23 protein-coding genes are annotated in these 21095 nt (G+C 69.0%); 12 read left to right on the forward strand and 11 right to left on the reverse strand.

Annotation, left to right across the window (positions count from 1 at the left end):
• Positions 1-314 precede the first annotated feature (314 nt).
• From A4F85_RS19465 to A4F85_RS19475, 3 genes are all read left to right on the forward strand, one after another.
• A complete protein-coding gene (locus tag A4F85_RS19465; RefSeq protein WP_063327484.1) occupies positions 315-1298 on the forward strand; it encodes a cyclase family protein in 984 nt (327 codons plus the stop codon).
• Positions 1295-2956, forward strand: a complete 1662-nt coding sequence (locus A4F85_RS19470) for an AMP-binding protein (RefSeq protein ID WP_063327485.1) — start codon at positions 1295-1297, stop codon at positions 2954-2956. The genes A4F85_RS19465 and A4F85_RS19470 overlap by 4 nt, the downstream gene beginning before the upstream one ends.
• A 190-nt stretch (positions 2957-3146) precedes the next feature.
• On the forward strand, positions 3147-4412 hold the full coding sequence (locus tag A4F85_RS19475; protein ID WP_063327486.1) for a TIGR03118 family protein: 1266 nt from the start codon (positions 3147-3149) through the stop codon (positions 4410-4412).
• A 2-nt stretch (positions 4413-4414) separates the two neighbouring features.
• On the opposite strand, the gene A4F85_RS19480 is transcribed toward A4F85_RS19475, so the two are convergent.
• The 4 genes from A4F85_RS19480 to A4F85_RS19495 form a co-directional block, all read right to left on the reverse strand.
• A complete protein-coding gene (locus A4F85_RS19480) occupies positions 4415-5233 on the reverse strand; it encodes a hypothetical protein (protein ID WP_012202858.1) in 819 nt (272 codons plus the stop codon).
• Positions 5226-6608: an aminopeptidase P N-terminal domain-containing protein gene (locus A4F85_RS19485; protein ID WP_063327487.1), complete on the reverse strand. Its 1383-nt coding sequence runs from the start codon at positions 6606-6608 to the stop codon at positions 5226-5228. The genes A4F85_RS19480 and A4F85_RS19485 overlap by 8 nt, the downstream gene beginning before the upstream one ends.
• Positions 6609-6708: 100 nt before the next feature.
• The gene (locus A4F85_RS19490; protein WP_043825412.1) at positions 6709-7239 is read right to left on the reverse strand and encodes a rhodanese family protein; all 531 of its coding nucleotides are present in this window, start codon (positions 7237-7239) and stop codon (positions 6709-6711) included.
• Between the two features lie 27 nt (positions 7240-7266).
• On the reverse strand, positions 7267-7584 hold the full coding sequence (locus tag A4F85_RS19495; protein WP_012202855.1) for an ArsR/SmtB family transcription factor: 318 nt from the start codon (positions 7582-7584) through the stop codon (positions 7267-7269).
• 82 nt (positions 7585-7666) lie between these two features.
• Here A4F85_RS19495 and A4F85_RS19500 point away from each other — a divergent pair, with 82 nt between their 5' ends.
• Entirely contained in the window at positions 7667-8563 is an 897-nt protein-coding gene (locus A4F85_RS19500; RefSeq protein ID WP_063327488.1) for an MBL fold metallo-hydrolase, read from the forward strand.
• 56 nt (positions 8564-8619) lie between these two features.
• Positions 8620-9030: an OsmC family protein gene (locus A4F85_RS19505; RefSeq protein WP_063327489.1), complete on the forward strand. Its 411-nt coding sequence runs from the start codon at positions 8620-8622 to the stop codon at positions 9028-9030.
• 81 nt (positions 9031-9111) lie between these two features.
• On the opposite strand, the gene A4F85_RS19510 is transcribed toward A4F85_RS19505, so the two are convergent.
• Positions 9112-9408 carry a hypothetical protein gene (locus A4F85_RS19510; protein WP_012202852.1) on the reverse strand — a complete coding sequence of 99 codons (297 nt, stop codon included), beginning with the start codon at positions 9406-9408 and terminating at the stop codon, positions 9112-9114.
• Between the two features lie 191 nt (positions 9409-9599).
• Between A4F85_RS19510 and A4F85_RS19515 the strand changes: the two genes are divergently transcribed.
• Positions 9600-10553: a pirin family protein gene (locus tag A4F85_RS19515; RefSeq protein ID WP_063327490.1), complete on the forward strand. Its 954-nt coding sequence runs from the start codon at positions 9600-9602 to the stop codon at positions 10551-10553.
• A gap of 101 nt (positions 10554-10654) precedes the next feature.
• Here A4F85_RS19515 and A4F85_RS19520 read toward each other — a convergent pair whose 3' ends face one another.
• Entirely contained in the window at positions 10655-11035 is a 381-nt protein-coding gene (locus A4F85_RS19520) for an HPF/RaiA family ribosome-associated protein (protein ID WP_012202850.1), read from the reverse strand.
• 372 nt (positions 11036-11407) lie between these two features.
• Here A4F85_RS19520 and A4F85_RS19525 point away from each other — a divergent pair, with 372 nt between their 5' ends.
• Entirely contained in the window at positions 11408-12289 is an 882-nt protein-coding gene (locus A4F85_RS19525) for a gamma-glutamyl-gamma-aminobutyrate hydrolase family protein (RefSeq protein ID WP_012202849.1), read from the forward strand.
• On the opposite strand, the gene A4F85_RS19530 is transcribed toward A4F85_RS19525, so the two are convergent.
• On the reverse strand, positions 12191-13210 hold the full coding sequence (locus tag A4F85_RS19530; RefSeq protein WP_063327491.1) for a LysR family transcriptional regulator: 1020 nt from the start codon (positions 13208-13210) through the stop codon (positions 12191-12193). The two genes, A4F85_RS19525 and A4F85_RS19530, sit on opposite strands and share 99 nt — an antisense overlap.
• A gap of 76 nt (positions 13211-13286) precedes the next feature.
• On the opposite strand from A4F85_RS19530, the gene A4F85_RS19535 reads away from it, so the two are divergent.
• Entirely contained in the window at positions 13287-13628 is a 342-nt protein-coding gene (locus tag A4F85_RS19535; protein ID WP_012202847.1) for a protocatechuate 4,5-dioxygenase subunit alpha, read from the forward strand.
• 47 nt (positions 13629-13675) lie between these two features.
• A complete protein-coding gene (locus A4F85_RS19540; protein WP_047326366.1) occupies positions 13676-14521 on the forward strand; it encodes a class III extradiol dioxygenase family protein in 846 nt (281 codons plus the stop codon).
• Positions 14522-14608: 87 nt separating this feature from the next.
• Here A4F85_RS19540 and A4F85_RS19545 read toward each other — a convergent pair whose 3' ends face one another.
• Both A4F85_RS19545 and A4F85_RS19550 read right to left on the reverse strand, forming a co-directional pair.
• Positions 14609-15079 (reverse strand): FKBP-type peptidyl-prolyl cis-trans isomerase, encoded by a 471-nt coding sequence (locus tag A4F85_RS19545; protein ID WP_034399899.1) that lies wholly within the window; start codon positions 15077-15079, stop codon positions 14609-14611.
• A 111-nt stretch (positions 15080-15190) separates the two neighbouring features.
• Positions 15191-16093 (reverse strand): LysR family transcriptional regulator, encoded by a 903-nt coding sequence (locus tag A4F85_RS19550; protein ID WP_043825400.1) that lies wholly within the window; start codon positions 16091-16093, stop codon positions 15191-15193.
• Positions 16094-16193: 100 nt separating this feature from the next.
• On the opposite strand from A4F85_RS19550, the gene A4F85_RS19555 reads away from it, so the two are divergent.
• Genes A4F85_RS19555 through A4F85_RS19565 form a run of 3 tightly spaced genes read left to right on the forward strand, consistent with a single transcriptional unit; the run spans position 16194 to position 19072 of the window.
• On the forward strand, positions 16194-17210 hold the full coding sequence (locus A4F85_RS19555) for a Bug family tripartite tricarboxylate transporter substrate binding protein (protein WP_063327492.1): 1017 nt from the start codon (positions 16194-16196) through the stop codon (positions 17208-17210).
• A gap of 16 nt (positions 17211-17226) precedes the next feature.
• The gene (locus A4F85_RS19560; protein ID WP_063327493.1) at positions 17227-18603 is read left to right on the forward strand and encodes a lyase family protein; all 1377 of its coding nucleotides are present in this window, start codon (positions 17227-17229) and stop codon (positions 18601-18603) included.
• A gap of 16 nt (positions 18604-18619) precedes the next feature.
• Positions 18620-19072, forward strand: coding sequence for a carboxymuconolactone decarboxylase family protein (locus tag A4F85_RS19565; RefSeq protein ID WP_063327494.1), 453 nt, complete (start codon positions 18620-18622; stop codon positions 19070-19072).
• A 16-nt stretch (positions 19073-19088) separates the two neighbouring features.
• Here A4F85_RS19565 and A4F85_RS19570 read toward each other — a convergent pair whose 3' ends face one another.
• On the reverse strand, positions 19089-20135 hold the full coding sequence (locus A4F85_RS19570) for a pirin family protein (protein WP_063327495.1): 1047 nt from the start codon (positions 20133-20135) through the stop codon (positions 19089-19091).
• 132 nt (positions 20136-20267) lie between these two features.
• Positions 20268-20990 (reverse strand): glutathione S-transferase C-terminal domain-containing protein, encoded by a 723-nt coding sequence (locus A4F85_RS19575; RefSeq protein WP_043825393.1) that lies wholly within the window; start codon positions 20988-20990, stop codon positions 20268-20270.
• Between the last annotated feature and the right edge of the window lie 105 nt (positions 20991-21095).

The raw sequence follows: 21095 nt of genomic DNA on the forward strand, positions 1-21095 counted from the left end.
ATGAAGGCAACATTCCGGCATGTGGCCAGGGGCTGAAAGCCAGGCCCCAGGCACCCCGCAGATCGCGCAGGCGCGGCACGCAGCGCATCGCAAAGCACCGTGGCGCCTGGCCTTTGCCGCTATGGGTTTTGATGCTGCAGCGCAGCATCACCGGCGCAGGCACGCCGCCATGCCTGCCGCCTGTGAAAGCAGTTTTGCCCGGGACGTTCGCAATGCCTGCCGCCCGCGTGTCGAACCCGCGACAGCCTCGCGCCCCTCCTGGCGTTTGAATGCCCTGCGCGCCTTGTTCGACAAACCAACGACAGGAGACAGACATGGGACATGCTCACGACCATGGACATACGCACGACGACGCCCCGCTGATGGAGGATCTGCTCAGGAAGGCCCCCAGCAACTGGGGCCGCTGGGGACCCGACGACGAGGTCGGGGCGCTGAACTTCCTCACGCCCGCCGAGGTGCTGCGCGGCGTGTCCCACATCCGCTCGGGCGAGACCTTCACGCTGCAGCGCCTGATCGGCGACCCGCGCGGCGATCCGGTCTGGCCCGGCCGCACACCGGCCGAGCGCACCATGGTGTTTGACGAGTCCAGCTGGGACGGCCCCGATGCACCCCGGTTCCCCGGCGGCCTGCACTATGCCGATGACAAGCTGGACGCCTTCCTGCAGGGATCGACCCAGTACGACGCGCTGGGCCATGTCTGGTACGGCGGGCGCATCTGGAATGGCTATGACGCACGCACCACCATCGGCGGGCTGGACAAGGCCAGCGTGGAGGCGCTGGGCGCGCGCGGCATCGTGGGGCGCGGCGTGCTGCTGGACATGGCACGCCACCGCGGCAAGGCAGCGCTGGAGCGTGCCGAGACCTTCACGCACGAAGACCTGATGGCCTGCGCCAAGGCCCAGGGGCACACCATAGAAAAGCACGACATCCTGATCGTGCGCACCAATTTCCTGTCGGGCTTCTACGAAGACCAGGCGAGCTTCTACAACGACTTCTGCGAGCCCGGCCTGACCTACTCGCCCGAACTCGTGGACTGGTTCCATGCGATGGAGATCCCCAACCTGGTCACCGACACCATCGCCAACGAAGTCACCATGGACCCCGTGCACGGCGTGGCCCTGCCGCTGCACTGCGCGCTGATGCGCAACCTGGGCGTGACGCTGACCGAGATCTGCGACCTGGAGGCCCTGGCCGACAGCTGCGCGCGCGACGGCCGCTACACCTTTCTGTACGTGGCCGCGCCGCTGAAGATCCACCGCGCCACGGGCTCGCCCGTCAATCCCGTGGTGATCAAATGAGCGCGGCCCCATCGCACGACAGGCCCTGGCTGGGCCTTTACGCGCCGGGCCAGCCGGCCGAGATGCGGCCGCAGTTCAGCAGCATGCTCGACCTGTTCGAAGCCTCGCTGGCTGCGGCACCCGGCTGCGCCATCGTGCGCTACTTCGACGGCGGGCTGAACCTGCGCGAACTCGACCAGGCCGCCAGCGCGCTGGCCCATGCGCTGCAGGCGCGGGGCTTTGCGGCCGGCGACCGGCTGGCCCTCTATACGCAGAACAATCCGGCCTTCGTCATCGGCCTGGTGGCGGCCTGGAAGCTGGGCGGTATCGCCGTGCCGGTCAATCCCATGAACCGGCAGCGCGAGCTGCACTACATCCTGCACAACGCGGGCGCCCAGGCCCTGCTGTGCCTGGACCAGCTGTACCTGGACGTGGCCCGCGAAGTGCATGCGGCCGGCGGCCTGCCGCTGGCCACCGTGGTCACCACATCGGCGCTGGACTGGCAGACGCGCGGCGATGCGCGTGTGCTCGGCGACGGTCCGCGCCTGCCCGTGGCCGATGGCACGCTGGACCTGCTTGCGCTGGTGCAGGCCGGCGGCCAGCCCGCGCCGCTGGCGCGCCGGCCCACGGCGGACGATACGGCCGTGATCACCTACACATCGGGCACCACGGGCCAGCCCAAGGGCGCCATGAACACGCATGGCAACCTGGCCTTCAACGCCCAGACCTACCGCGACTGGATAGGCATCACGGCGGACGACAGCGTGCTGGGCCTGGCGCCGCTGTTCCACATCACCGGCCTGGTCGGCCATGTGGCCCTGGCCCTGCTGGTGCCCTGCCCGCTGGTGCTCAGCCACCGCTTCCATCCCGAGACCATGCTCGAATCCATGCGCGAGCACCGGCCCAGCTTCACCATCGGCGCCATCACCGCCTTCGTGGCGCTGATGAACCACCCGGGCGTCTCGCGCGAGGATTTCCGCAGCTTCAAGGCCTTGTACTCGGGCGGCGCGCCCATTGCGCCGGCCGTGATCCAGGCCTTCGAGCAGCTGTCGGGCCTGGTCATCCACAACGCCTTCGGCATGACCGAGACCTGCTCGCCCACGCACTTCGTTCCGCTGGGCGCGCGGGCGCCGGTGGACCCGGCATCGGGTGCGCTGTCCATCGGCGTGCCGGTCTATGGCACGGTGGTGCGCATCATCGACGACCAGCACCGCGAGGCCGCGCCGGGCGAGATCGGCGAGATCGTCTCGGCCGGCCCGCAGATCATGTCCGGCTACTGGAACCTGCCCGAAGCCACGGCCGACGCCATGTTCGAGGGCGGGCTGCGCACGGGCGACGTGGGCTTCATGGACGAGCGCGGCTGGTTCTACCTGGTGGACCGCAAGAAGGACATGATCAACGCAGCCGGCTACAAGGTCTGGCCGCGCGAGGTCGAGGACGTGCTCTACACCCATCCCGCCGTGCGCGAGGCCGCCGTCATCGGCGTGCCAGACGACTACCGGGGCGAGACCGTCAAGGCCGTGGTCTCGCTGAAAGCGGGCCGGCAGGCCGCGCCCGAGGAACTCATCGCCCATTGCAAGGCACACATGGCCGCCTACAAGGTGCCGCGCATCGTCGAGCTGCGCGAGGAACTGCCCAAGACCGTGACCGGAAAGATTCTGCGCAGGCAGCTGCGCTGAGTCCTCCTGCATCGCTCTGCAGAATCAGACGGGGCCGCATTGACCCGGCAGGCGGCCCCTCTCTAGCATCGCCTGTTCATATCTGCGGCCCCCCGGGTTCGCAGCCAGCAGCCAGAACATCCGGTGCCCCTTGGTTTCGCATGCTCAGCCAACCCGTCCACCGCTTTGCCATGCCACCAGAAAATCCAACATGCTCGACCGGCGACATTTTGTTCTGAGCGCCCTCGCCTCCTCGGCGCTGACCGCCTGCGGCGGCGGCGCACCCGCCAACCGCTACCTCCAGACACCCCTGCTCGCCAGCCATGCTGGCTACGGCGCGCGCTTCACGGAACCCGACTTCGTCAACGGCTGGGGCATTGCCATCCGCCCGGCCGGCGCAGGCGGCCATTTCTGGATTGGCGGCGGTGGCACTTCCTGGCAATTCCTGGGTGACGTCTCGCGCTCGTCCGAGCCAAGCCTGCGCACACTGCGCCAGGACGGCCTTCGCAAGGTGGCCGTGCCCCAGTCGGACTCCCGGATCGACGACGGCAGCGCAGGCAAGGTCACTGGCGTGGTCTACCACGGCGCGCCCCTGGAATCCCACCTGTTCCGCGTGCGCAGCCAGCCCGCAGGCGGGCGCCTGCTCGACGGCGCGGCGCGCTTTGTCTTCGTGACCGACAGCGGCAGCGTCAGCGCCTGGACCGAGCGCGACGCAGAGACGGGCGCCATCGTGCGCGTGGACGGCCCAGCCGTCGAGGTCTTCGATGGCACGGGCCGGGGCATGGCCTTCTTCGGCGCGGCCCTGCATACGGGCCGCTGGGACCGTCTGTGGCTGGCCGATTTCGGCGACCAGCCTCAGATCCGCACACTGGACGCGCAGTGGCAGCTCACCCCCACCCAGGGCTTCGTCAACCCCTTCGCCAGCGGCCCTGCCGGCGTTGCCAGACCTGGCGATCCCGTGCCGTTCAACATCCAGGTTGTCAACGACGGCTCAAGAGACCGCGTCTTCGTGCTCTACGCCATGAGCCAGCCCGACCCCGAGGACGCCAACGCCTTCTTCGCGGGTGAGGAAGATGCCATGGATGCAGAGCGCGAGGCCGCCACCGGCAACCGCCCCGCGCGCGGCAAGCTGGCCGAGTTCGATCTGGACGGCCGCCTGCAGCGGATCTATTCAGACGATGGCAGGCTCAACGCGCCCTGGGGCGTGGCCATCGCACCGCCCGACTTCGGGCCGCTATCGGGCCGGTTGCTGGTGGGCAACTTTGGCGGCGCGGGCCGCATCTGCGCCTTCGACCTGGACAGCGGCAGCTACGTGGACGAGCTGCGCGATGGCCAGGATCGCCCGGTCGCCATACCGGGCCTCTGGGCGCTGCAGTTCGGCAACGGTGTGGCCCTGGGCGACAGCAATGCCCTGTACTTCGCGGCCGGCCCCAAGGATGAGACCGAAGGCTTGTTCGGCTCGCTGAGGTTTGGCTAGAGTCACACCAGCCCGTGCGAGAGCAGATAGGTGATCGCATGGGCCACCATGGCCGCCTCCAGGCCATAGCGCCAGAACAGGAAGCCGCCCACGGCGCCGTGGACGATTTCGAACAGCAGCAGCTGCAGCACCAGCCCGTCCGACAGGCCGCCCCAGGTCCCCCAGGCCAGCGCCAGCTGCAGCAAGCCCCAGAGCAGGGCCGACAGCATCACCGACCACCAGCCCAGCATCCAGCCCGGGCGGCGGTCGGTGCGCCCGCTCAGCCGCCACAGCAGCCACATCACCAGCGTCATGCCGCCCAGGCGCATCACCAGCTCGGCCGTGATGCCCGCGTACAGGATCTTGGCGCCCAGCGGCATGGCGTAGACGGGGTCGATCAGGGTCAGGTCGTCGGGCCAGGCCAGGGCCAGGGTCACCAGCCAGGCCGCGCCGACCACGCCGCCGGCCAGCCCCGGCAGCGTGAGGTAGCGCACGGCGCGCTGGGGCGAACGCCCGGCCACCCAGGTGGTCAACAGCGGTGCGGACAGGCCCAGCCTTGGCCCCAGCCACACCCCGACGCCCACGGGCAGGGCCAGCAGCGCGGCCATCACGCCAATGCCGGCCAGCGGCGTGGCCAGCGGCTCCACGGGCAGGCCCAGCAGGCGCATCCAGTCGGGCAGCACGAACCAGGCCATGGCCGCCACGCCGGGCAGGCCCAGCAGCCAGAGCACCGTGAAGATGCGCCAGCTCAGCCGTGGCAGCGCGGGCGGGACATAGGCCGATGGGGCGGGCATGAGGGTGGACACGGGGCCGGTGGTGGGCAGGCTGGCGTTGTCAGTCACGCATCAAGGCTTCTATCTCGTCGGGCTCCACGGGCACGCCGCGCGTGATCAGCTCGCAGCCCGTCTCGGTGACGATGGCATCGTCCTCGATGCGGATGCCGATGTTGTGGAACTGCTCGGGCACGCCGGCCGCAGGGCGCACGTAGATGCCCGGCTCGATGGTGGTGCACATTCCCGGGCGCAGGATGCGGCTGGGGCGGTTGGTGATGGTCTCGCCCGACAGCGGGTCCTTGCGCTCGTGCGACTGGCCCAGCTCCGAGGGCTCCACATAGCTGCCGCAGTCGTGCACGTCCATGCCCAGCCAGTGGCCCGTGCGGTGCATGTAGAACTGGAAGAAGGCGCGCTGCTCGATCACGTCCTGGGCGTTGCCATAGACCTTTCTGTCCAGCAGGCCCAGGTCCAGCATGCCCTGCGCCAGCACGGCCACGGTGGCGTCGTGCGGATCGTTGAAACGCGCACCGGCGCGCGTGGCCGCCACGGCGGCCTTCTGGCTTTCCAGCACCAGCTCGTAGAGCGCGCGCTGCGGGCCGGTGAAGCGGCCATCGGCGGGGAAGGTGCGCGTGATGTCGCTGGCGTAGCCGTCGAGCTCGCAGCCCGCGTCGATCAGCACCAGCTCGCCCGCATGCACGGGCGCCTTGTCGGCCTGGTAGTGCAGCACGCAGGCGTTGGCGCCGGCCGCCACGATGGAGCCGTAGGCCACGTACTGCGAGCCCTGCTGGCGGAATTCATGCAGCAGTTCGGCGTCGAGGTGGTATTCGCGCACCTCCTGGCCTGCGCGCAGCATGCGTGCCGAGCACTGCATGGCGCGGATATGGGCCTGGGCGCTGATGGCGGCGGCGCGGCGCATGATGTCCTGTTCATGCGCGTCCTTGACCAGGCGCATCTCGTCCAGCAGCGTGCACAGGTCGCCCTGCTCGGCCGGGCACAGCGCGCCGAAGCGCACGCGCGCGCGCACCTGGCCCAGCCAGCCTTCCACGCGCACGGCCAGGCCTTCATGCGTGGCGAACGGATACCAGAGGCGGCCCCGGTTCTCCAGCAGGCGGGGCAGGCGCGTATCGATCTCGGCGCTGGAGAACGCCTGGCTCACGCCCAGCGTGGCCACGGCGGCCTCGGGGCCCAGGCGGATGCCGTCCCAGATTTCGCGCTCCAGGTCCTTGGGCTGGCAGAACAGCACGCTGGTGCCGTCGGCGGCCAGCACCAGGCAGGCATTGGGCTCGGCAAAGCCGGTCAGGTAGTAGAAGTAGCTGTCGTGGCGGTACAGGTAGCCGGTGTCCCGGTTGCGCTGGCGCTCGGGAGCGGTGGGAATGATGGCGATGCCGCCAGCGCCCAACTGGGCGGCCAAGCGTGCGCGGCGTTGAGCGTAAACAGATGTCATACAGCTATCGTACTGCCGTCCGGGGTTCTCCACAGTCCCCTGAACAGGGGAACTTGGGGGTCGGACAGCAGACGTCAGGCTGGATTCAGTGCAGGCGCCGTCACTGCCCCAGGGCGCGCCGGTTCCAGGGCGCCTTCATCAGAACGCGCGCCAATCCGCAAAAGCCCGTGGCACCGGCCACGATCAGGCCGCAGCCCACGAAGGCCGACAGCAGGTGCCACCACGGGGACACCGTGGCGCCGAGCACGGCGCCCAGCAGCGCCAGCCCGCCCGCGCCCAGTTGCACCTGGCGCTGCAGCTCCAGCGGCTGGCGGCTGTCGCGCAGCACGGGCAGGCCTTGTGCCTTCCAGGCGTCCAGGCCGCCGTCGAGCACATGGCCGGCACAGCCGGGCGGCAAGGCTGCCGCCAGGGCCTGGGCGTTGAGGCGCGTGCGGTGGCCGGAGCGGCAGTGAAACACCACGGCGGCGGGCGCGCCGGCAAGGGCTCCCGCCGCCAGGCGGTCCATGGGCATGCTGCGGGCGCCGCCTATGCGTTCGCGCGCATGTTCGTCCGGCGCGCGGATGTCGATGAGCCAGGCGCCCTGCTCCTGCATCTGGCGGGCGGCTTGGGAGGAGACGGAGGAAAGAGACATGGATCAGCTCCTTGGGAACAGAGGATTTCAGGCGCAGAAGATGCTCTTGAGCGTGGCCACCAGCTTTTGCACATCGGGATTGGCGATGCGGTAGTACAGCGTCTGCGACTCGCGGCGGTAGGCGACCAGACCCTCTTCGCGCATGCGGGCCAGGTGCTGGGACAGGGCCGACTGGCTCAGCGGGATCTGCTGCAGCAATTCGCCCACGGACAGCTCGCCATGCTCGATCAGCAGGCACAGCACCAGCAGGCGCCTCTCGTTGCCCACGGCGCGCAGCAGCGCGGCGGCACGTGCAGCGCCCTGCTGCAAAAAGGCCTGTTCGGGAGAGAGCGTCGGTTCGGTCATGGTTGATCAAGAACAATCTAATTTAGCAAATTCTAATATAATTACCGACAGGCTGCACAGCCATCGAACCAGGAGTGCCTTCATGACATCACCGCTGCGCATTGCACCGTTCTTCGACGCCAACACCCACACCGTGACATACCTGGCCTGGGATGCGGACACGGCCGAGGCCGCCGTCATCGACCCCGTGCTCGACTACGACCACGCCAGCGGCCAGGCCCACACCGGCTCGGCCGATGCCGTGCTGGACGCCGCGCAGGCCCAGGGCCTGCGAGTGCGCTGGATTCTGGAAACCCATGCCCATGCCGATCACCTCAGCGCAGCCCCGTACCTGCGCGAGCGCACGGGCGCCCCGATTGCCGTGGGCGAGCACATCCGAGAGGTGCAGCGCATCTTCCGCCCCGTCTTCAACCTGCCCGCGTCCGGCGGCGACCAGCCCTTCGACCGGCTGCTGGCCGACGGCGACAGCCTGCCGCTGGGCGGGTTGCGCATCGAGGTGATGCACACGCCCGGCCATACGCCGGCGTGCGTGTCCTACCGCATCGCGGACGCGGTCTTCGTGGGCGATACGCTGTTCATGCCCGACTACGGCACGGCGCGCGCCGACTTCCCCGGCGGCGACGCGCGCACGCTGTTCCGCTCCATCCAGTGCCTGCTGGCCCTGCCGCCTGCAACGCGCTTGTTCATGTGCCATGACTACAAGGCGCCGGGCCGCGACCGCCATGCCTGGGAAACCACGGTGGACGCGCAACGCGCCGGCAATGTGCATGTGCACAGGGGCGTGGACGAGGCCAGCTTCGTGGCCATGCGCAGCCAGCGAGACGCCACGCTGTCCGCGCCCGCCCTGCTGCTGCCGGCCATCCAGGTCAACATGCACGCAGGCCATTGGCCTGCGGCCGAGGCCAATGGCGTGCACTACCTCAAAATCCCGCTGCGCATGAAGCACCGGCCCCAGGCAGCGGACGCGAAGCAGGCGTAGAGTCGTCCGTTGCCTCTCCCACCCCTCTTGCGACACCCCAGGACAAAGGACCTTCCATGATCCACAGCGCCCACGCCACCAGCACGGACACCCCCTATCGCGTCATGCTCGGCGACCCCCAAGGCCACAGCTGGCATGTGGACGAACCTGCGGACAAGGGCGGCGGCGACACGGCGCCCAACCCGCTGCAGCTGCTGCTGTCGGCCCTGGGCGCCTGCACCACGGTCACGCTGCAGATGTACGCGGCGCGCAAGCAGTGGAAGCTGGAGCAGGTGGACGTGCAACTGCGCCTGAACCCCGAAGGCACGCCCGCCAGCGGCAACCTGATCGAGCGCCAGATCACGCTGCAAGGCGCGCTGGACGACGAGCAGCGCCAGCGCCTGCTGCAGGTGGCCGAGGCCTGCCCCGTGCACAAGCTGCTGGCCGGCGAGGTGCACATCCAGACCGCGCTGCAGCTGCCGGCCTGAGCGCGGGCCGGGCCACCATGCAAAAAACCCTGCAGCTGTCAGGCCGCAGGGCTTTTGGAGTGGATGGGGACATGGCCGGAGTCAGGCTTGGCTGACCTCGATCTCCCCGGTATCGACATAGAGCTCGAACTCGCGCTTGGCCAGCGACACGGTGATCGGCTGCTCGTCCTGGGTCCAGGACAGCACATAGCTTCCGATGGCCGTGGCCACCTGCACACGGGTGCCGCGCGGAATGTCTTCCAGGGGGCCGTCGCCTACCCGGTGCTGCACATTGCCGGTGACCGTGGCTTCGAACTTCTCGGGGAATCGCTGGACTTCCACGGCGCTCTGGACCGCCTCTTCAGCGGCTTCGGCTTGCGTCTGTACGGATGTATTCATGGCGTTTTCTCCTGTAAGAGTGAGGCCGGCGCCCGCCAAAATGGCGGGCGCCGGTCCGTTCTTCGAATGTAAACAATGTTCCTGAGAACGCGCTGTCAGCGAACAGGCCCAATCGATGCGAGCCGCGTTTGCCTGCTGCGCCGCGCTGCACGACACTGGGGGCTTCCCCCACGAAACAGGCCGATCCGACCATGTCCGACACGTCCCAGCCCCAGACCCAACCCCAGCACCTGCCCACCCGCACCGCCGATGTGGGCGGCATTCCCATCCAGCGCGCCATTCCCCAGCGCGCCCTGCGCAAGGTCGGCGCCTGGTGCTTTCTCGACCACGCCGGACCTGCCGACCCCGCGCCACCGGGCATGCAGGTCGGCCCGCATCCGCACATCGGCCTGCAGACCTTCACCTGGATGATCCGCGGCGAAGTGCTGCACCGCGACAGCCTGGGCCACACCCAGATCATCCGCCCCGGCCAGGTCAACCTGATGACGGCCGGCCACGGCATCGCCCACTCCGAGGAAAGCCAGACGCCCTCGCACATCCACGCCGCGCAGCTGTGGATTGCGCTGCCCGAGTCGCACCGCAACGGTCCGCCGCGCTTCCAGCACTACCCCGAGCTGCCCACAACCACGGTGGGCGACTTCACGGCCACGGTGCTGGCCGGCGAAGCGCTGGGCCTGACGTCGCCGGCCGAGGTGCACACGCCCCTGATGAGCGTGGACCTGCATGCGGACAGCGCGGGCAATGGCAATGCCGTCGCCACGCTGCCGCTGCGCGCCGATTTCGAGCATGCCGTGCTCAGCCTGGAAGGCAGCGTGAGCGTGAACGGCCAGGCCCTGCCGGTGGAGGAACTGCTCTACCTGCCCCTGGGCACGGCCTCGGTCGCCATCGAGACCACGCCCGGCAGCCGCCTGCTGGTCATTGGCGGCGAGCCCATGGATGAAGCCATCTTGCTGTGGTGGAACTTCGTGGCCCGCACCAGCGAGGAGATCGCCGAGGCCCGCGCGCAATGGGAAGCGGAGGCCGCTCAGGATGCGCAGGCCCTGCCCGCAGGTGCGGCGCGCCGCTTCGGGCCGCCGCTGGCATCGCCCCTGAAGCCGCTGCATGCGCCTTCGCTGGACGGCGTGGTGCTGCGCGCCTCGCGCTGAACGCGCTTGCTGCGGCGATCGACCTGCAGCCATGGCCCTGCCCAACCAAAAGGCGCCCCGAATGGGGCGCCTTGCCGTTTGTGTTGCGGGGATTTCGAGGGTCAGGCCGGGCTGGCCGCATCCACCTCGGTGCCGTCTTCCACGCCGCGAACGCTCTCGCGGCCGTTCTTGTCCTTGAGCTTGCCCAGGTCGGTCTCCACGGCCCGCTTCAGCTTTTCAATGGCCGCATTGAAGGCATCCTTGACCTTTTCAGCCTCGGCGTTCACGGCGATCGGCGGGCGGCCATTGGCCCGGGTCTCCAGAACGCAGCGCTTGCCGGGAGCGCCGGAGGTCTTGAGCGCATCGACGCCGGTGAGGAAAACCTCCACGCGTACCACGTAGTCCTTGAATCTCGCCAGCTTGGCGTTGATCTCTTCCTGCGCCCATTGCGCCAAGGACTCGCCACCCTGGATCGAATCGTCGGCATGAACCTGAACTTGCATGCATATCCTCCTAGTCGCCAAAAGCCGCACCACCGGCGCGGCGGGGTTGTCGGGGCCATTGATGAACTGGCGAATCCATCGTAACGCCATGCGGGCTGCCTGCACAGCAAGTCGCACCCTGCGTCGTCAGGTTTTTCGCGCTGCAGCATCCGCAGCCCCAACCCCTGGCTACAGGCTACACCCGCAGGCGGGGCGCCTGCACGAATGGACCGAAAAAGCTTGAGATGCCTCAAGACAACTCTTGCATTCACCTACACCTATTTGCAGTGATGGCCCTGCGCCGGTCGCGGGCGTTCAACCCCTTCCTACAGGTCGCAGGCACGATTGGGCTTACAACGTGACCATCAGGACTTCCCCCTTGCCCACCACCCCATGAGCCCACTTGCCTCACGCCGCCTCAAGATCGGCCTTTCGGCCTGTTTCTCCCATGCGGACCCGCAGCGTCCGCTTTTCACGGGCAAGACGCTGCAGTACGTGGAGCAATCGATAGCGCACTGGATCATGTCGGCCGGCGCCATGGTGGTGATGGTGCCCTGCCCCACAGGCGAGACCGCGCGCGGCGACGTGACGCTGGAGCACTATGCCGAGTGGCTGGACGGCGTGGTCATGCACGGCGGCGCCGATGTCTGGCCCGGCAGCTATGGCGAGGAGCCCATGCGCCCCGAATGGCTGGGCGACCGCGTGCGCGACCTCTACGACCTGGCCGTGGTCGAGGCGTTTTCCCAGGCCGGCAAGCCCATCTTCGGTGTCTGCCGCGGTCTGCAGCTGATCAACGTGGCCTTCGGCGGAACGCTCTACCAGGACATAGAGACCCAGGTGCCCGGCTCGCAGCTGCACCGCAATCCCACCGAGTACGACCGCCACTACCACGACATCGCCATCGTGCCCGGCAGCCGGCTGGAGGCGCTGTACCCCACGCTGGACCGCGCACGCGTGAACAGCATCCACCACCAGGGCATCAAGGACGTGGCGCCCGAGTTCGATGTGGAGGCCTGGAGCCTGCCCGACCGCATTCCCGAGGCCATCTTCCGCAAGCCCGGCACGCTCAAGAGCTATATCGCGGCCACGCAGTGGCACCCCGAATTCCAGTTCCGCAACCCGGACACCAGCACGCTGGATGACAGCGTGCTGCTGCGCGACTTCCTGGCCGCCTGCTCACGCGCCCGCGTGAGCCCGGCCGTGAGCCACAGCCCGTTCCAGATCCGCAACCGCGCAGCACGCCTGCTGCGCCGCGCCTTGCTTCGCAGGCATTGACGGCCCCGCGCCGCCAAGCGCCTGCGCCACCACCTGCTGCAACTGCCCACGCAGCCACGCATGGGCGGGATCGGCCTGGTGGCGCGTGTGCCAGATCATGAACATGGGCAGCGGCGGGCAGTCCACGGGCACGGCAAAGCTGGCCAGCGATGACAGGGCCGTGCGGCCCAGCAGCGACGGCGCCGTCGCCAGCAGCGGCGTGCCGCGCACAAAGGCGGCCAGCGCCGCAAAGCCCGGCACGCGCACGGCAAAGCGGCGCTCCAGCCCGCGCGCCTGCAGTTGCAGGTCCAGGTCCAGCGCCTGGCGGTCGGCATAGGCCACGGTGGCGTGGTCGGCGTGCAGATAGTCGGCCAGGCTGGCCGGCGGCTGTCGCACGGCGCTGTCATAGAAGACTGCGTACTCATCGCTGAACAGGCGCTTTTGCACGATGTCCGTGGCATCGGGCGGGCGCGGGCTGATGGCCAGCAGGCAGGCATCCGAGCGCAGCAGTTCGGCATCCGGCGCGCCGCTGTCGATCACGCGCAGCACCGTCCCGGGCGCGGCTGAGCGCAGGCGCCGGGCCAGCGCGGGCAGCAGCAGTTCGCGCTGCAGGTCGTTGGCGGCAATGGTGATCTCGGCACGCCAGTGCGCGGGGTCAAAGCTGGGCCCCCGGCCGAACTGCTGCATCTGCCGCAGCAGCTCGCGCGCCGGGGCCTGCAGCGCCAGCGCATGGGCCGTGGGCGCAATGCCCCGCCCCTGCCGCACGAACAATCGGTCGCCCGTGATGGCGCGCAGCTTGTCCAGCAGATGGCTGACGGCAGATTGCGTCACGCCCAGGCGCTGCGCCGCCGCCGTGACGCTGCCGGTCTCCAGCACGGCCAGCAGCAGTTGCAGCAGCCGGCCGTCCAGCTGCGATCCATCGATTTGTCTCATGCATTCCATGATTGGCCGCCGCTTTATCTTTGGCAACGCGCGCCGGACACTGCCGCTGATCCAACGCAAATACCGGAGACAAAACATGGCCGATCAGCCGCAGATTCCCGGCACCACCCTGTTCGATGGCAGGCAGGCCCGCAAGGGCTATGCGCTCAACAGCATGTGCTTTTCCTTCAACGAGCTGGCCAACCGCCAGGCCTTCCTGGCCGACGAGGAGGCCTATATGCGCAGCTACGGGCTGAACCAGGAGCAGGCCGATGCCGTGCGCGCGCGCAACGTGCTGCAGATGATCGCGGCCGGCGGCAACGCCTACTACCTGGCCAAGCTGGCCGGCATCTTCCACCTGGACATGCAGGACATAGGCGCCCAGCAGACCGGCATGACCAAGGCCGAATTCCAGGCCCTGCTGCGCTCGCACGCCTGAGCCCCGCCGCAGACCACACGCAAGACACAGCACAGGAGACACCCACCATGGCACATCTCATCGGCGGCCTCGGCACCTCGCACATTCCCGCCATCGGCAACGCCATCCACAAGGGCCTGCAGAACGAGCCCTACTGGAAGCCCTTCTTCGACGGCTTCCCGCCCATCCGCGAATGGCTGGCCGCCCAGCGCCCCGACGTGGTGGTGATGTTCTACAACGACCACGGCCTGAACTTCTTCCTCGACAAGATGCCCACCTTCGCCGTGGGCGCGGCCGAGCGCTACTGCAACGCCGACGAAGGCTGGGGCATTCCCACGCTGGCACCGCTGCGCGGCCACACGGAGCTGTCATGGCACCTGATCGAGTCCCTGGTGGGCGAGGACTTCGACGTGGTCAGCTGCCAGGAGATGCTGGTGGACCACGCCTGCACGCTGCCGCTCAAGCTGTTCTGGCCCGAGGGCGACTGCCCTGTGGCCGTCGTGCCGGTGTGCATCAACACCGTGCAGTTCCCGCTGCCCTCGGCGCGCCGCTGCTATGCGCTGGGCCAGGCCGTGGGCCGGGCCATCGCGCGCTGGAACAGCGACCAGCGCGTGGCTGTCATTGCCTCAGGAGGCCTGTCGCACCAGCTCGATGGGGAGCGCGCGGGCTTCATCAACAAGGCCTTCGACCTGCAGTTCCTTGAAAGCATGGCCACCAATCCCGAATGGGCCACGCAGTTCAGCGTGCATGAACTCGTGGAAAAGACCGGCACCCAGGGCGTGGAACTGCTGATGTGGCTGGCCATGCGCGGCGCCCTGTCCGCGGCTGCGCCCGGCGTGCGCCGCGTGCACGGCAACTACCACATACCGATATCCAACACCGCCACGGCGCTGCTGGCGCTGGAGGCGGTCTAGTCGCAAAGCACAAAGGCCGCCGGGCATGCCAGGCGGCCTTTGTGCTTTGCGGGGCCGTGCGGACCGGGTGTATCCCGGCCCTGCCTCTCAATGGTGGTGGCCGTGGCCGCCGTGCACGTGGCGGTGCTCGATTTCCTCGGGCTTGGCCGCGCGCACTTCCGTCACCTTGCAGGCAAAGTGCAGCGCCATGCCGGCCAGCGGGTGGTTGCCGTCCAGCAGCACCACGGGGCCCTTGATCTTGACCACGTGGTAGATCTGGGGCTGGCCCTGGTCATCCGTGCCACGCAGCTGGCCGCCGACCTTCACGCCGGGCGGGAACTCGCCCTTGGGGATGGTGCGGGTCAGGCTCTCGTCGCGCGCGCCGAAGGCGTCTTCCACGGCCAGGTCCACGGTCAGCGTGTCGCCCACGGCCTTGCCATCCAGGGCGGCTTCCACCTTGGCGAAGATGTTGTCGTAGCCGCCGTGCAGATAGGCCACATCGCCCTTGTCGAGCAGCTTGCCCAGCTTGTCGGTGATCTTGTAGTTGATGGTGACGGCGGTGTCTTTGGTGATGTTCATGGCAAAGGCCTTGGAAAACCGCAGCGCAGAAGGCGCGCCGCGCAAAGCTGCCATTGTCGGCGACCTGGGGCATTCCAGCGTCGCGGCCGTGGGTTCACCGGCCGCCCAACCTCAAGCCAGGCACTCGCGCGCGCATTCGAGCAGGCTGCGCGCCCAGCGCGCGCGGGCCGAGGTGTTGAGCCACAGCAGGCCGACCTTGCGCGCATCGGCGGGGCGGGAGCCGGCGCCGTCCGCAGCAGCGCCCTGCTCTGGCAGCGCCAGCACGCGCACGTCGCGGCCCTGGGAGAGCACGGGGCCTATGTCGGGCACCAGGCCCACGCCCAGGCCCTGGTCCACCATCATGGCCACGGCCAGCACCGAGTTCAGTTCCATGCGCTCCAGCGGCGCAATGCCCTGGGCGCGCAGGTAGCGGTCGGCCAGCCGGCCACCGGCCAGGGATCGGTCGTAGCGCACCAGGGGCCGGGTGCGCAGCAGGGCCAGCGGGTCCTGCTGCGCATCGCGGGCGCGGCACAGCACGACCAAAGGCTCCTGGCGCAGCTCGGCCCAGCACACGGTCTTGGGCAGGTCGAACGAGGGTTGCAGGCAGATCAGCACGTCCAGCTCGGACTGGACCAGGGCCGTGTACAGCTCAGGCGTGAGGCCGGCGCGCACGCTGATGCGCACCTCGGCGTGGCGCGCCACGAAGGCCCGCATTACGGCGGGCACAAAGCCGTGCAGCGCCGTGTTCACGGTGCCCAGCCGCAGCTCGCCGCCGTCCGCGTCCGAGGCCACCCATTCGCGCAGGCCCTCGAAGTCCTGCAGCAATTGGCGGCCGCGCTCGAACAGCCGCTCGCCCGCCTCGGTGGCGCGCACGCTGCGGCCATGGCGCACCAGCAGCGGCGCACCCAGCTCGCCTTCCAGCACGCGCATTTGCTGGGCAATGGCCGAGGGGCTCAGGTCCAGCTGGCGAGCGGCTTCGGACATGGAGCCGGTGTCCACCACTCTCAAGAAATTGTGTATGTATCTCACGTCCATTTCACACATTTTCTTGAATCACAACGCAGATGCAACTGCTGTTTTCCCAGGCTGCGCTGCACCACACTGCGTGACAACGACTATTTCAGGAGACAGACGCATGGATTCCCGGCCCACCTCTCAAACCGCTCAAGCCTCTCAGACCTCTTTGCCGCGCCGGATGTGGCTGTCCACCGCCGCCGCCGCGCTGGCCGCCTGTGCGCTGCCGGCCTGGGCCCAAAAGCGCGGCAGCCGCCTGGTGGTGCCGTTTGCGCCAGGCGGCGGCAACGATGTGTTTGCGCGGCAGATGGCGCATGGTCTCAACGAGTCCTTCGGCTACGGGATGATCGTGGAGAACAAGGCCGGCGCGGGGGGCAACCTGGGCACGGAAGCCGTGGTGCGTGCGGCCGGCGACGGCAGCACCTGGCTGCTAGGCCACACGGGCACGGTGTCCATCAATCCCTCGCTGTATCCGGGCCTCAAGTTCAATGCGGCCACCGACCTGCAGCCGGTGGCCATGTTCGCCTCGTCGGCCCTGCTGCTGGTGGTGCCGGCTTCCTCGCCCGCGCGCAGCGTGGCCGATCTGGCCGAGCAGATGCGCAAGCGCAGCGGCGAGATGAACTACGCCTCCAGCGGCTCGGGCACGGGCGGCCACCTGACGGGCGAGATGTTCGCCCACGCGCTGGGCGCCAAGGCCATCCACGTGCCGTACAAGGGCACGGCCCCGTCGCTGACCGACCTGGTGGGCGGCAATGTGGACTTCAGCTTTGGCGTGATTCCCGCGGCCATGGCCCTGGTGAAGGCCGGCAAGCTGCGCGCCCTGGCCGTGACCGGAGCCAAACGCCAGCCCCAGCTGCCCGACGTGCCCACGGTGGCCGAGTCCGGCGTGCGTGCGCTGGCCGACTTCGAGAGCTCGCTGACCTACGGCATCCTCGCGCCCAAGGGCACGCCTGCCGAGACGGTGCGCGCGCTGGGGCGCGACATCCTCAAGGTGGCGTCTGCCGAGTCCTTCCAGTCGCGCCTGGGCATCGAGGGCGCCGTGCCGCTGCTGGGCGATGGCGCGCAGTACGCGGCCCGCATCCAGGTGGAGAGCGCCAAGTGGGCGGCCGTGATCAAGGCCTCAGGCGCCACGGCCTGAGACCGGCAAGGACAGCATGTCATTGGTGAAGGACTATCTGGGCCCCGCCGACAGCGGCCACTGGTTTGCAGACGCGCGCTGGCTGGACGCGCTGCTGCGCTTCGAGAGCGCGCTGGCCCAGGCCCAGGCCGACTGCGGCCTGGTGCCGCGCCCGGCCGCCGAGGCCATTGCGCGCGCCTGCGCGCAGGCGCCGCTCACGTGCGAAGGCGTGGTGGAGCAGGCACGCGCCAGCGGCGCGCTGGGCCTGGCCGTGGTGCGGCCGCTGCAGCAGTGGCTGCAGGCCCACGCCCCGGAAGGCCTGCCCTGGCTGCACTGGGGTGCGACCACGCAGGACGCCGTGGACACGGCGCAGGCCCTGCTCACGCAGCAGGCCCTGCAGGCGCTGCTGGCCGAGCTGGGCGGGCTGCAGTCCGCGCTGCAGGCCCTGGCCCGCACGCACGCGGCCACGCCCATGCTGGCGCGCAGCCTGCTGCAGCCCGCGCAGATCACCAGCTTCGGATTCAAGTGCGCGCAGTCGGCAGCCGCCGTGGGCCGCAGCATCGAACAGTTTGAAAGGCTTGCCGCCGCTGCGCTGTGCGTGCAATTGGGCGGCGCCGTGGGCAATGGCGCCGTGCTGGGAAGCCACCGTGCCGAGGTGGAGCAGGCACTGGCCCGGCGCCTGGGCCTGTCGGCCTGCGGCCGCAGCTGGCATACCCAGCGCGACGACTGGATGCGCCTGGCCATGGAGGCCGCCGTATGCGGCGGCAGCCTGGCCAAGCTGGCCAAGGACTGGTCGCTGATGTCGCAGTACGAGGTGGGCGAGGTCAGCGAGGCGCCGCGCGGCAGCACCTCCAGCGCCATGCCGCACAAGCGCAATCCCGTGCACCTGATGCAGGCCGTGGCACAGGCCCAGGCCGTTCCCCCGCTCGCGGCCCTGCTGCTGGGCTGCATGGCCCAGGCCCATGAGCGCGCGCTGGGCGAGTGGCAGGCCGAGGTCGCGCACTGGCCCGACCTGTGGCGCCATGTGCATGGCGCCGCCGCCGCATTGCGCCAGGCCGCGCAGTCGCTGCAGGTGCATCCGCAGCGCATGCTGGGCCATGTGCGGGGCCTGCACGGACTGGTGTTTTCAGAGGCCTGCGTGCACGCCATGGCGCCCTGGACAGGCAAGCCCGAGGCCCTGGCCGCCGTGGAGCTGCTGGCCCCGCAGGCGCTGGAGCAGGGGCGCGAGCTGCGCCTGCTGCTGGCCGAATGGGCTGAGCCCCGGCTGGACGCAGCGGCCCTGCAGGCGCTGCAAGATGCGCTGGCCCGGGCCTGCGACCCGGCCCGCGCCGTGCAGGCATCGCATGATGCATGCCTGGCGCTGCTGGCAGCGCCGCAGACCCACGCCAATGCCCATGCCCATTCCCATGCTTGACACAGGACCCCCCGCCATGACCGAATCTTCCGCCGACGCCCTGCAGCGCGGCCTTGCCAACCGCCGCCGCGTGCTGGGCGATGAATGGGTGGACCAATCCGTGGCGCGCGCCAACGAACTGAATGTGGAGTTCCAGCGCATGATCACGGCCTATGCCTGGGACGGCATCTGGAGCCGCCCCGGCCTGGAGCGCCGCACGCGCCGCATCATGGTGCTGGCCATCACGGCCTCCATGGGCCGCTGGGAAGAGTTCGAGCTGCACATCCGCACGGGCCTGCTGGCCGACCCGGCCGATGCCGAGGCCGCGCCGCTGGATCTGGACACCATCCGCGAAGTGCTGCTGCAGACCGCCGTCTATGCCGGCGTGCCCGCAGGCAACACCGGCATAGCCATCACGCTGAAGATCCTCAAGGAGCTGGGGCGCACGCCCGCGCCGGCCAGCTTTCATCCACCCGCAGACGCGACCTGACGCGGCCTGACCGGACTCAGGCGGCCGGAGGCTGCTCCTCGGCCGCAGCGCCCGGGTAGCGCGCAAAGCGCCGGTTCTCTGCGCCATGCACCGGGTCCTGCTCGGCCCAGGGCCACCCGCCGAACTGGGTGCGCCGGTAGTCCTGCATGGCCTGCATGATTTCCTGCTGCGTGTTCATCACGAAGGGGCCGTACTGCGCCACGCTCTCGCCAATAAGGCGGCCCTGCAGCACCAGGCATTCCACGGCGTCGGCGCCGCTGTTGTGCAGCTCCCAGTCCTGCGTGGCATCCACATGCAGGGCCGCATGCTGTGCCAGCGCCGTGGGCCCGACCTGCAATGCCTGGCCCGCAAAGAAATACAGCATGCGCTGCGTGTCCTCACCGGCTGCGCGCGGCAGCGTCCAGCGTGCGCCGGGCTCCAGGCGCAGCGTCCAGATGGCCACGTCGCCCTCGGGTTGCGAGGCCCAGGATTCGGGCGGCGGCGGCAGGGCGGCCGCCGTGCCGGGCAGGCTGCCTGCCACCACGGTGACCATGGTCCTGCGGCCTGCGGCGTCTGCGTGCTCCAGGCGCGGGATGCGCTCGTTCCAGAACATGGTGAAGTGCGGCTCCACCATCTTGGAGCGCGCAGGCAGGTTCAGCCAGATCTGGAACAGCTCCAGCGGATTGGGCGCGTCGCTGTTGAGCAGCGGGAACATCTCCGAGTGCTGGATTCCCTTGCCGGCCGTGAGCCACTGCACGTCGCCGCCGCCAAAGCGCGCGGCCGCGCCCAGCGAATCGGAATGGTCGATCAGGCCCTTGCGCACCAGGGTCACGGTCTCGAAGCCGCGGTGCGGGTGACCGGGAAAGCCCGGCACGCCATCGCCGTGGTACATGGAAAAGCCGTCCTTGCGGCTGAAGTCGCTGCCCATCTGGCGGCCTTCCAGGTCCACGGCCTGCACGCCCAGGCGGCCATCGCTGGGCGGATAGGCATCGTCATGGTGGGCACAGAACAGGAAGGGGTCCATGGTGGGCCACAGCGGGCCCAGCGGCTGGCTCTGGAGGACGGGGGTGGTGGCTGCGGTCATCGTGGCTCCTGTGAGGCTGCGCCCGCAAGAAAAAAGGGGGCGCTGCATTCTCGGACAGATGCGGCCCCCGCGCCCGTTTTGAAAGCCACCATGGCTGGGACAGTGCGGCCCAGGAATGCAACGCCCGCCGGGTCAGTTGCGCGGCGGCGTCACCAGGCCCTTTTGCACGGCCGGGCGCGCCACGAAGGCGGCCAGCACGCGCTGCAGCTCGGGAAAGCGCTCCCAGCCCAGCAGTTCGGCCGCGTTGTAGCCCTGCTCCACCACCATGTTGCGCACCCAGGGCCACAGGGCGATGTCGGCAATGGTGAACTGCTCGCCCATCACCCAGGCGCGGCCTGTGAGGCGGCGCTCCAGCACACCCAGCAGGCGCACGGACTCGTTCACGTAGCGGTCGCGCGGGCGCTTGTCCTCGAAGTCCTTGCCCGCGAATTTGTGGAAGAACCCCAGTTGGCCGAACATGGGGCCCACGCCCCCCATCTGGAACATCAGCCACTGCAGCGTTTCATAGCGCGCGGCCGGGTCGGCGGGCAGCAGCGGGCTGCCGGACTTCTCGGCCAGGTAGACCAGGATGGCGCCCGATTCGAACAGCGCCAGCGGCTTCCCGCCCGGGCCTTGCGGGTCCAGGATGGCCGGGATCTTGTTGTTGGGGAAGGTGTCCACGAACTCGGGCGAGAGCTGGTCATTGCTCTCGAAGCCCACGCGGTGCGCCTCATACGGCAGGCCCATCTCCTCCAGAGCGATCGACACCTTGACGCCGTTGGGCGTGGGCAGGGAATACAGCTGGATGCGGTCCGGCTGCGTGGCCGGCCACTTGCGCGTGACGGAAAAGGCGGAAAGCGGATTCTGTGAAGTCATGGGGCACCTTGAAGGCTGGACGGGTTCGCCAAGAAATCGATGGCCGCTGCATCGTAACGTTCGGCGCCCAGCCATGCTTGGCACGCTAAATAATGGCAGACCCGG

It is taken from the genome of Delftia sp. GW456-R20 (assembly GCF_001622915.1).
GTDB classification, from domain to species: Bacteria; Pseudomonadota; Gammaproteobacteria; order Burkholderiales; family Burkholderiaceae_C; genus Comamonas; species Comamonas acidovorans.

Excerpts from the sequence above, each read along its gene's own strand:
- A4F85_RS19465 (WP_063327484.1), top strand. The coding sequence starts at position 315 with ATGGGACATGCTCACGACCATGGACATACGCACGACGACGCCCCGCTG.
- A4F85_RS19470 (WP_063327485.1), top strand. The coding sequence starts at position 1,295 with ATGAGCGCGGCCCCATCGCACGACAGGCCCTGGCTGGGCCTTTACGCG.
- A4F85_RS19475 (WP_063327486.1), top strand. The coding sequence starts at position 3,147 with ATGCTCGACCGGCGACATTTTGTTCTGAGCGCCCTCGCCTCCTCGGCG.
- A4F85_RS19485 (WP_063327487.1), bottom strand. The coding sequence starts at position 6,608 with ATGACATCTGTTTACGCTCAACGCCGCGCACGCTTGGCCGCCCAGTTG.
- A4F85_RS19490 (WP_043825412.1), bottom strand. The coding sequence starts at position 7,239 with ATGTCTCTTTCCTCCGTCTCCTCCCAAGCCGCCCGCCAGATGCAGGAG.
- A4F85_RS19495 (WP_012202855.1), bottom strand. The coding sequence starts at position 7,584 with ATGACCGAACCGACGCTCTCTCCCGAACAGGCCTTTTTGCAGCAGGGC.
- A4F85_RS19500 (WP_063327488.1), top strand. The coding sequence starts at position 7,667 with ATGACATCACCGCTGCGCATTGCACCGTTCTTCGACGCCAACACCCAC.
- A4F85_RS19505 (WP_063327489.1), top strand. The coding sequence starts at position 8,620 with ATGATCCACAGCGCCCACGCCACCAGCACGGACACCCCCTATCGCGTC.
- A4F85_RS19510 (WP_012202852.1), bottom strand. The coding sequence starts at position 9,408 with ATGAATACATCCGTACAGACGCAAGCCGAAGCCGCTGAAGAGGCGGTC.
- A4F85_RS19515 (WP_063327490.1), top strand. The coding sequence starts at position 9,600 with ATGTCCGACACGTCCCAGCCCCAGACCCAACCCCAGCACCTGCCCACC.
- A4F85_RS19520 (WP_012202850.1), bottom strand. The coding sequence starts at position 11,035 with ATGCAAGTTCAGGTTCATGCCGACGATTCGATCCAGGGTGGCGAGTCC.
- A4F85_RS19525 (WP_012202849.1), top strand. The coding sequence starts at position 11,408 with ATGAGCCCACTTGCCTCACGCCGCCTCAAGATCGGCCTTTCGGCCTGT.
- A4F85_RS19530 (WP_063327491.1), bottom strand. The coding sequence starts at position 13,210 with ATGGAATGCATGAGACAAATCGATGGATCGCAGCTGGACGGCCGGCTG.
- A4F85_RS19535 (WP_012202847.1), top strand. The coding sequence starts at position 13,287 with ATGGCCGATCAGCCGCAGATTCCCGGCACCACCCTGTTCGATGGCAGG.
- A4F85_RS19540 (WP_047326366.1), top strand. The coding sequence starts at position 13,676 with ATGGCACATCTCATCGGCGGCCTCGGCACCTCGCACATTCCCGCCATC.
- A4F85_RS19545 (WP_034399899.1), bottom strand. The coding sequence starts at position 15,079 with ATGAACATCACCAAAGACACCGCCGTCACCATCAACTACAAGATCACC.
- A4F85_RS19550 (WP_043825400.1), bottom strand. The coding sequence starts at position 16,093 with ATGGACGTGAGATACATACACAATTTCTTGAGAGTGGTGGACACCGGC.
- A4F85_RS19555 (WP_063327492.1), top strand. The coding sequence starts at position 16,194 with ATGGATTCCCGGCCCACCTCTCAAACCGCTCAAGCCTCTCAGACCTCT.
- A4F85_RS19560 (WP_063327493.1), top strand. The coding sequence starts at position 17,227 with ATGTCATTGGTGAAGGACTATCTGGGCCCCGCCGACAGCGGCCACTGG.
- A4F85_RS19565 (WP_063327494.1), top strand. The coding sequence starts at position 18,620 with ATGACCGAATCTTCCGCCGACGCCCTGCAGCGCGGCCTTGCCAACCGC.
- A4F85_RS19570 (WP_063327495.1), bottom strand. The coding sequence starts at position 20,135 with ATGACCGCAGCCACCACCCCCGTCCTCCAGAGCCAGCCGCTGGGCCCG.
- A4F85_RS19575 (WP_043825393.1), bottom strand. The coding sequence starts at position 20,990 with ATGACTTCACAGAATCCGCTTTCCGCCTTTTCCGTCACGCGCAAGTGG.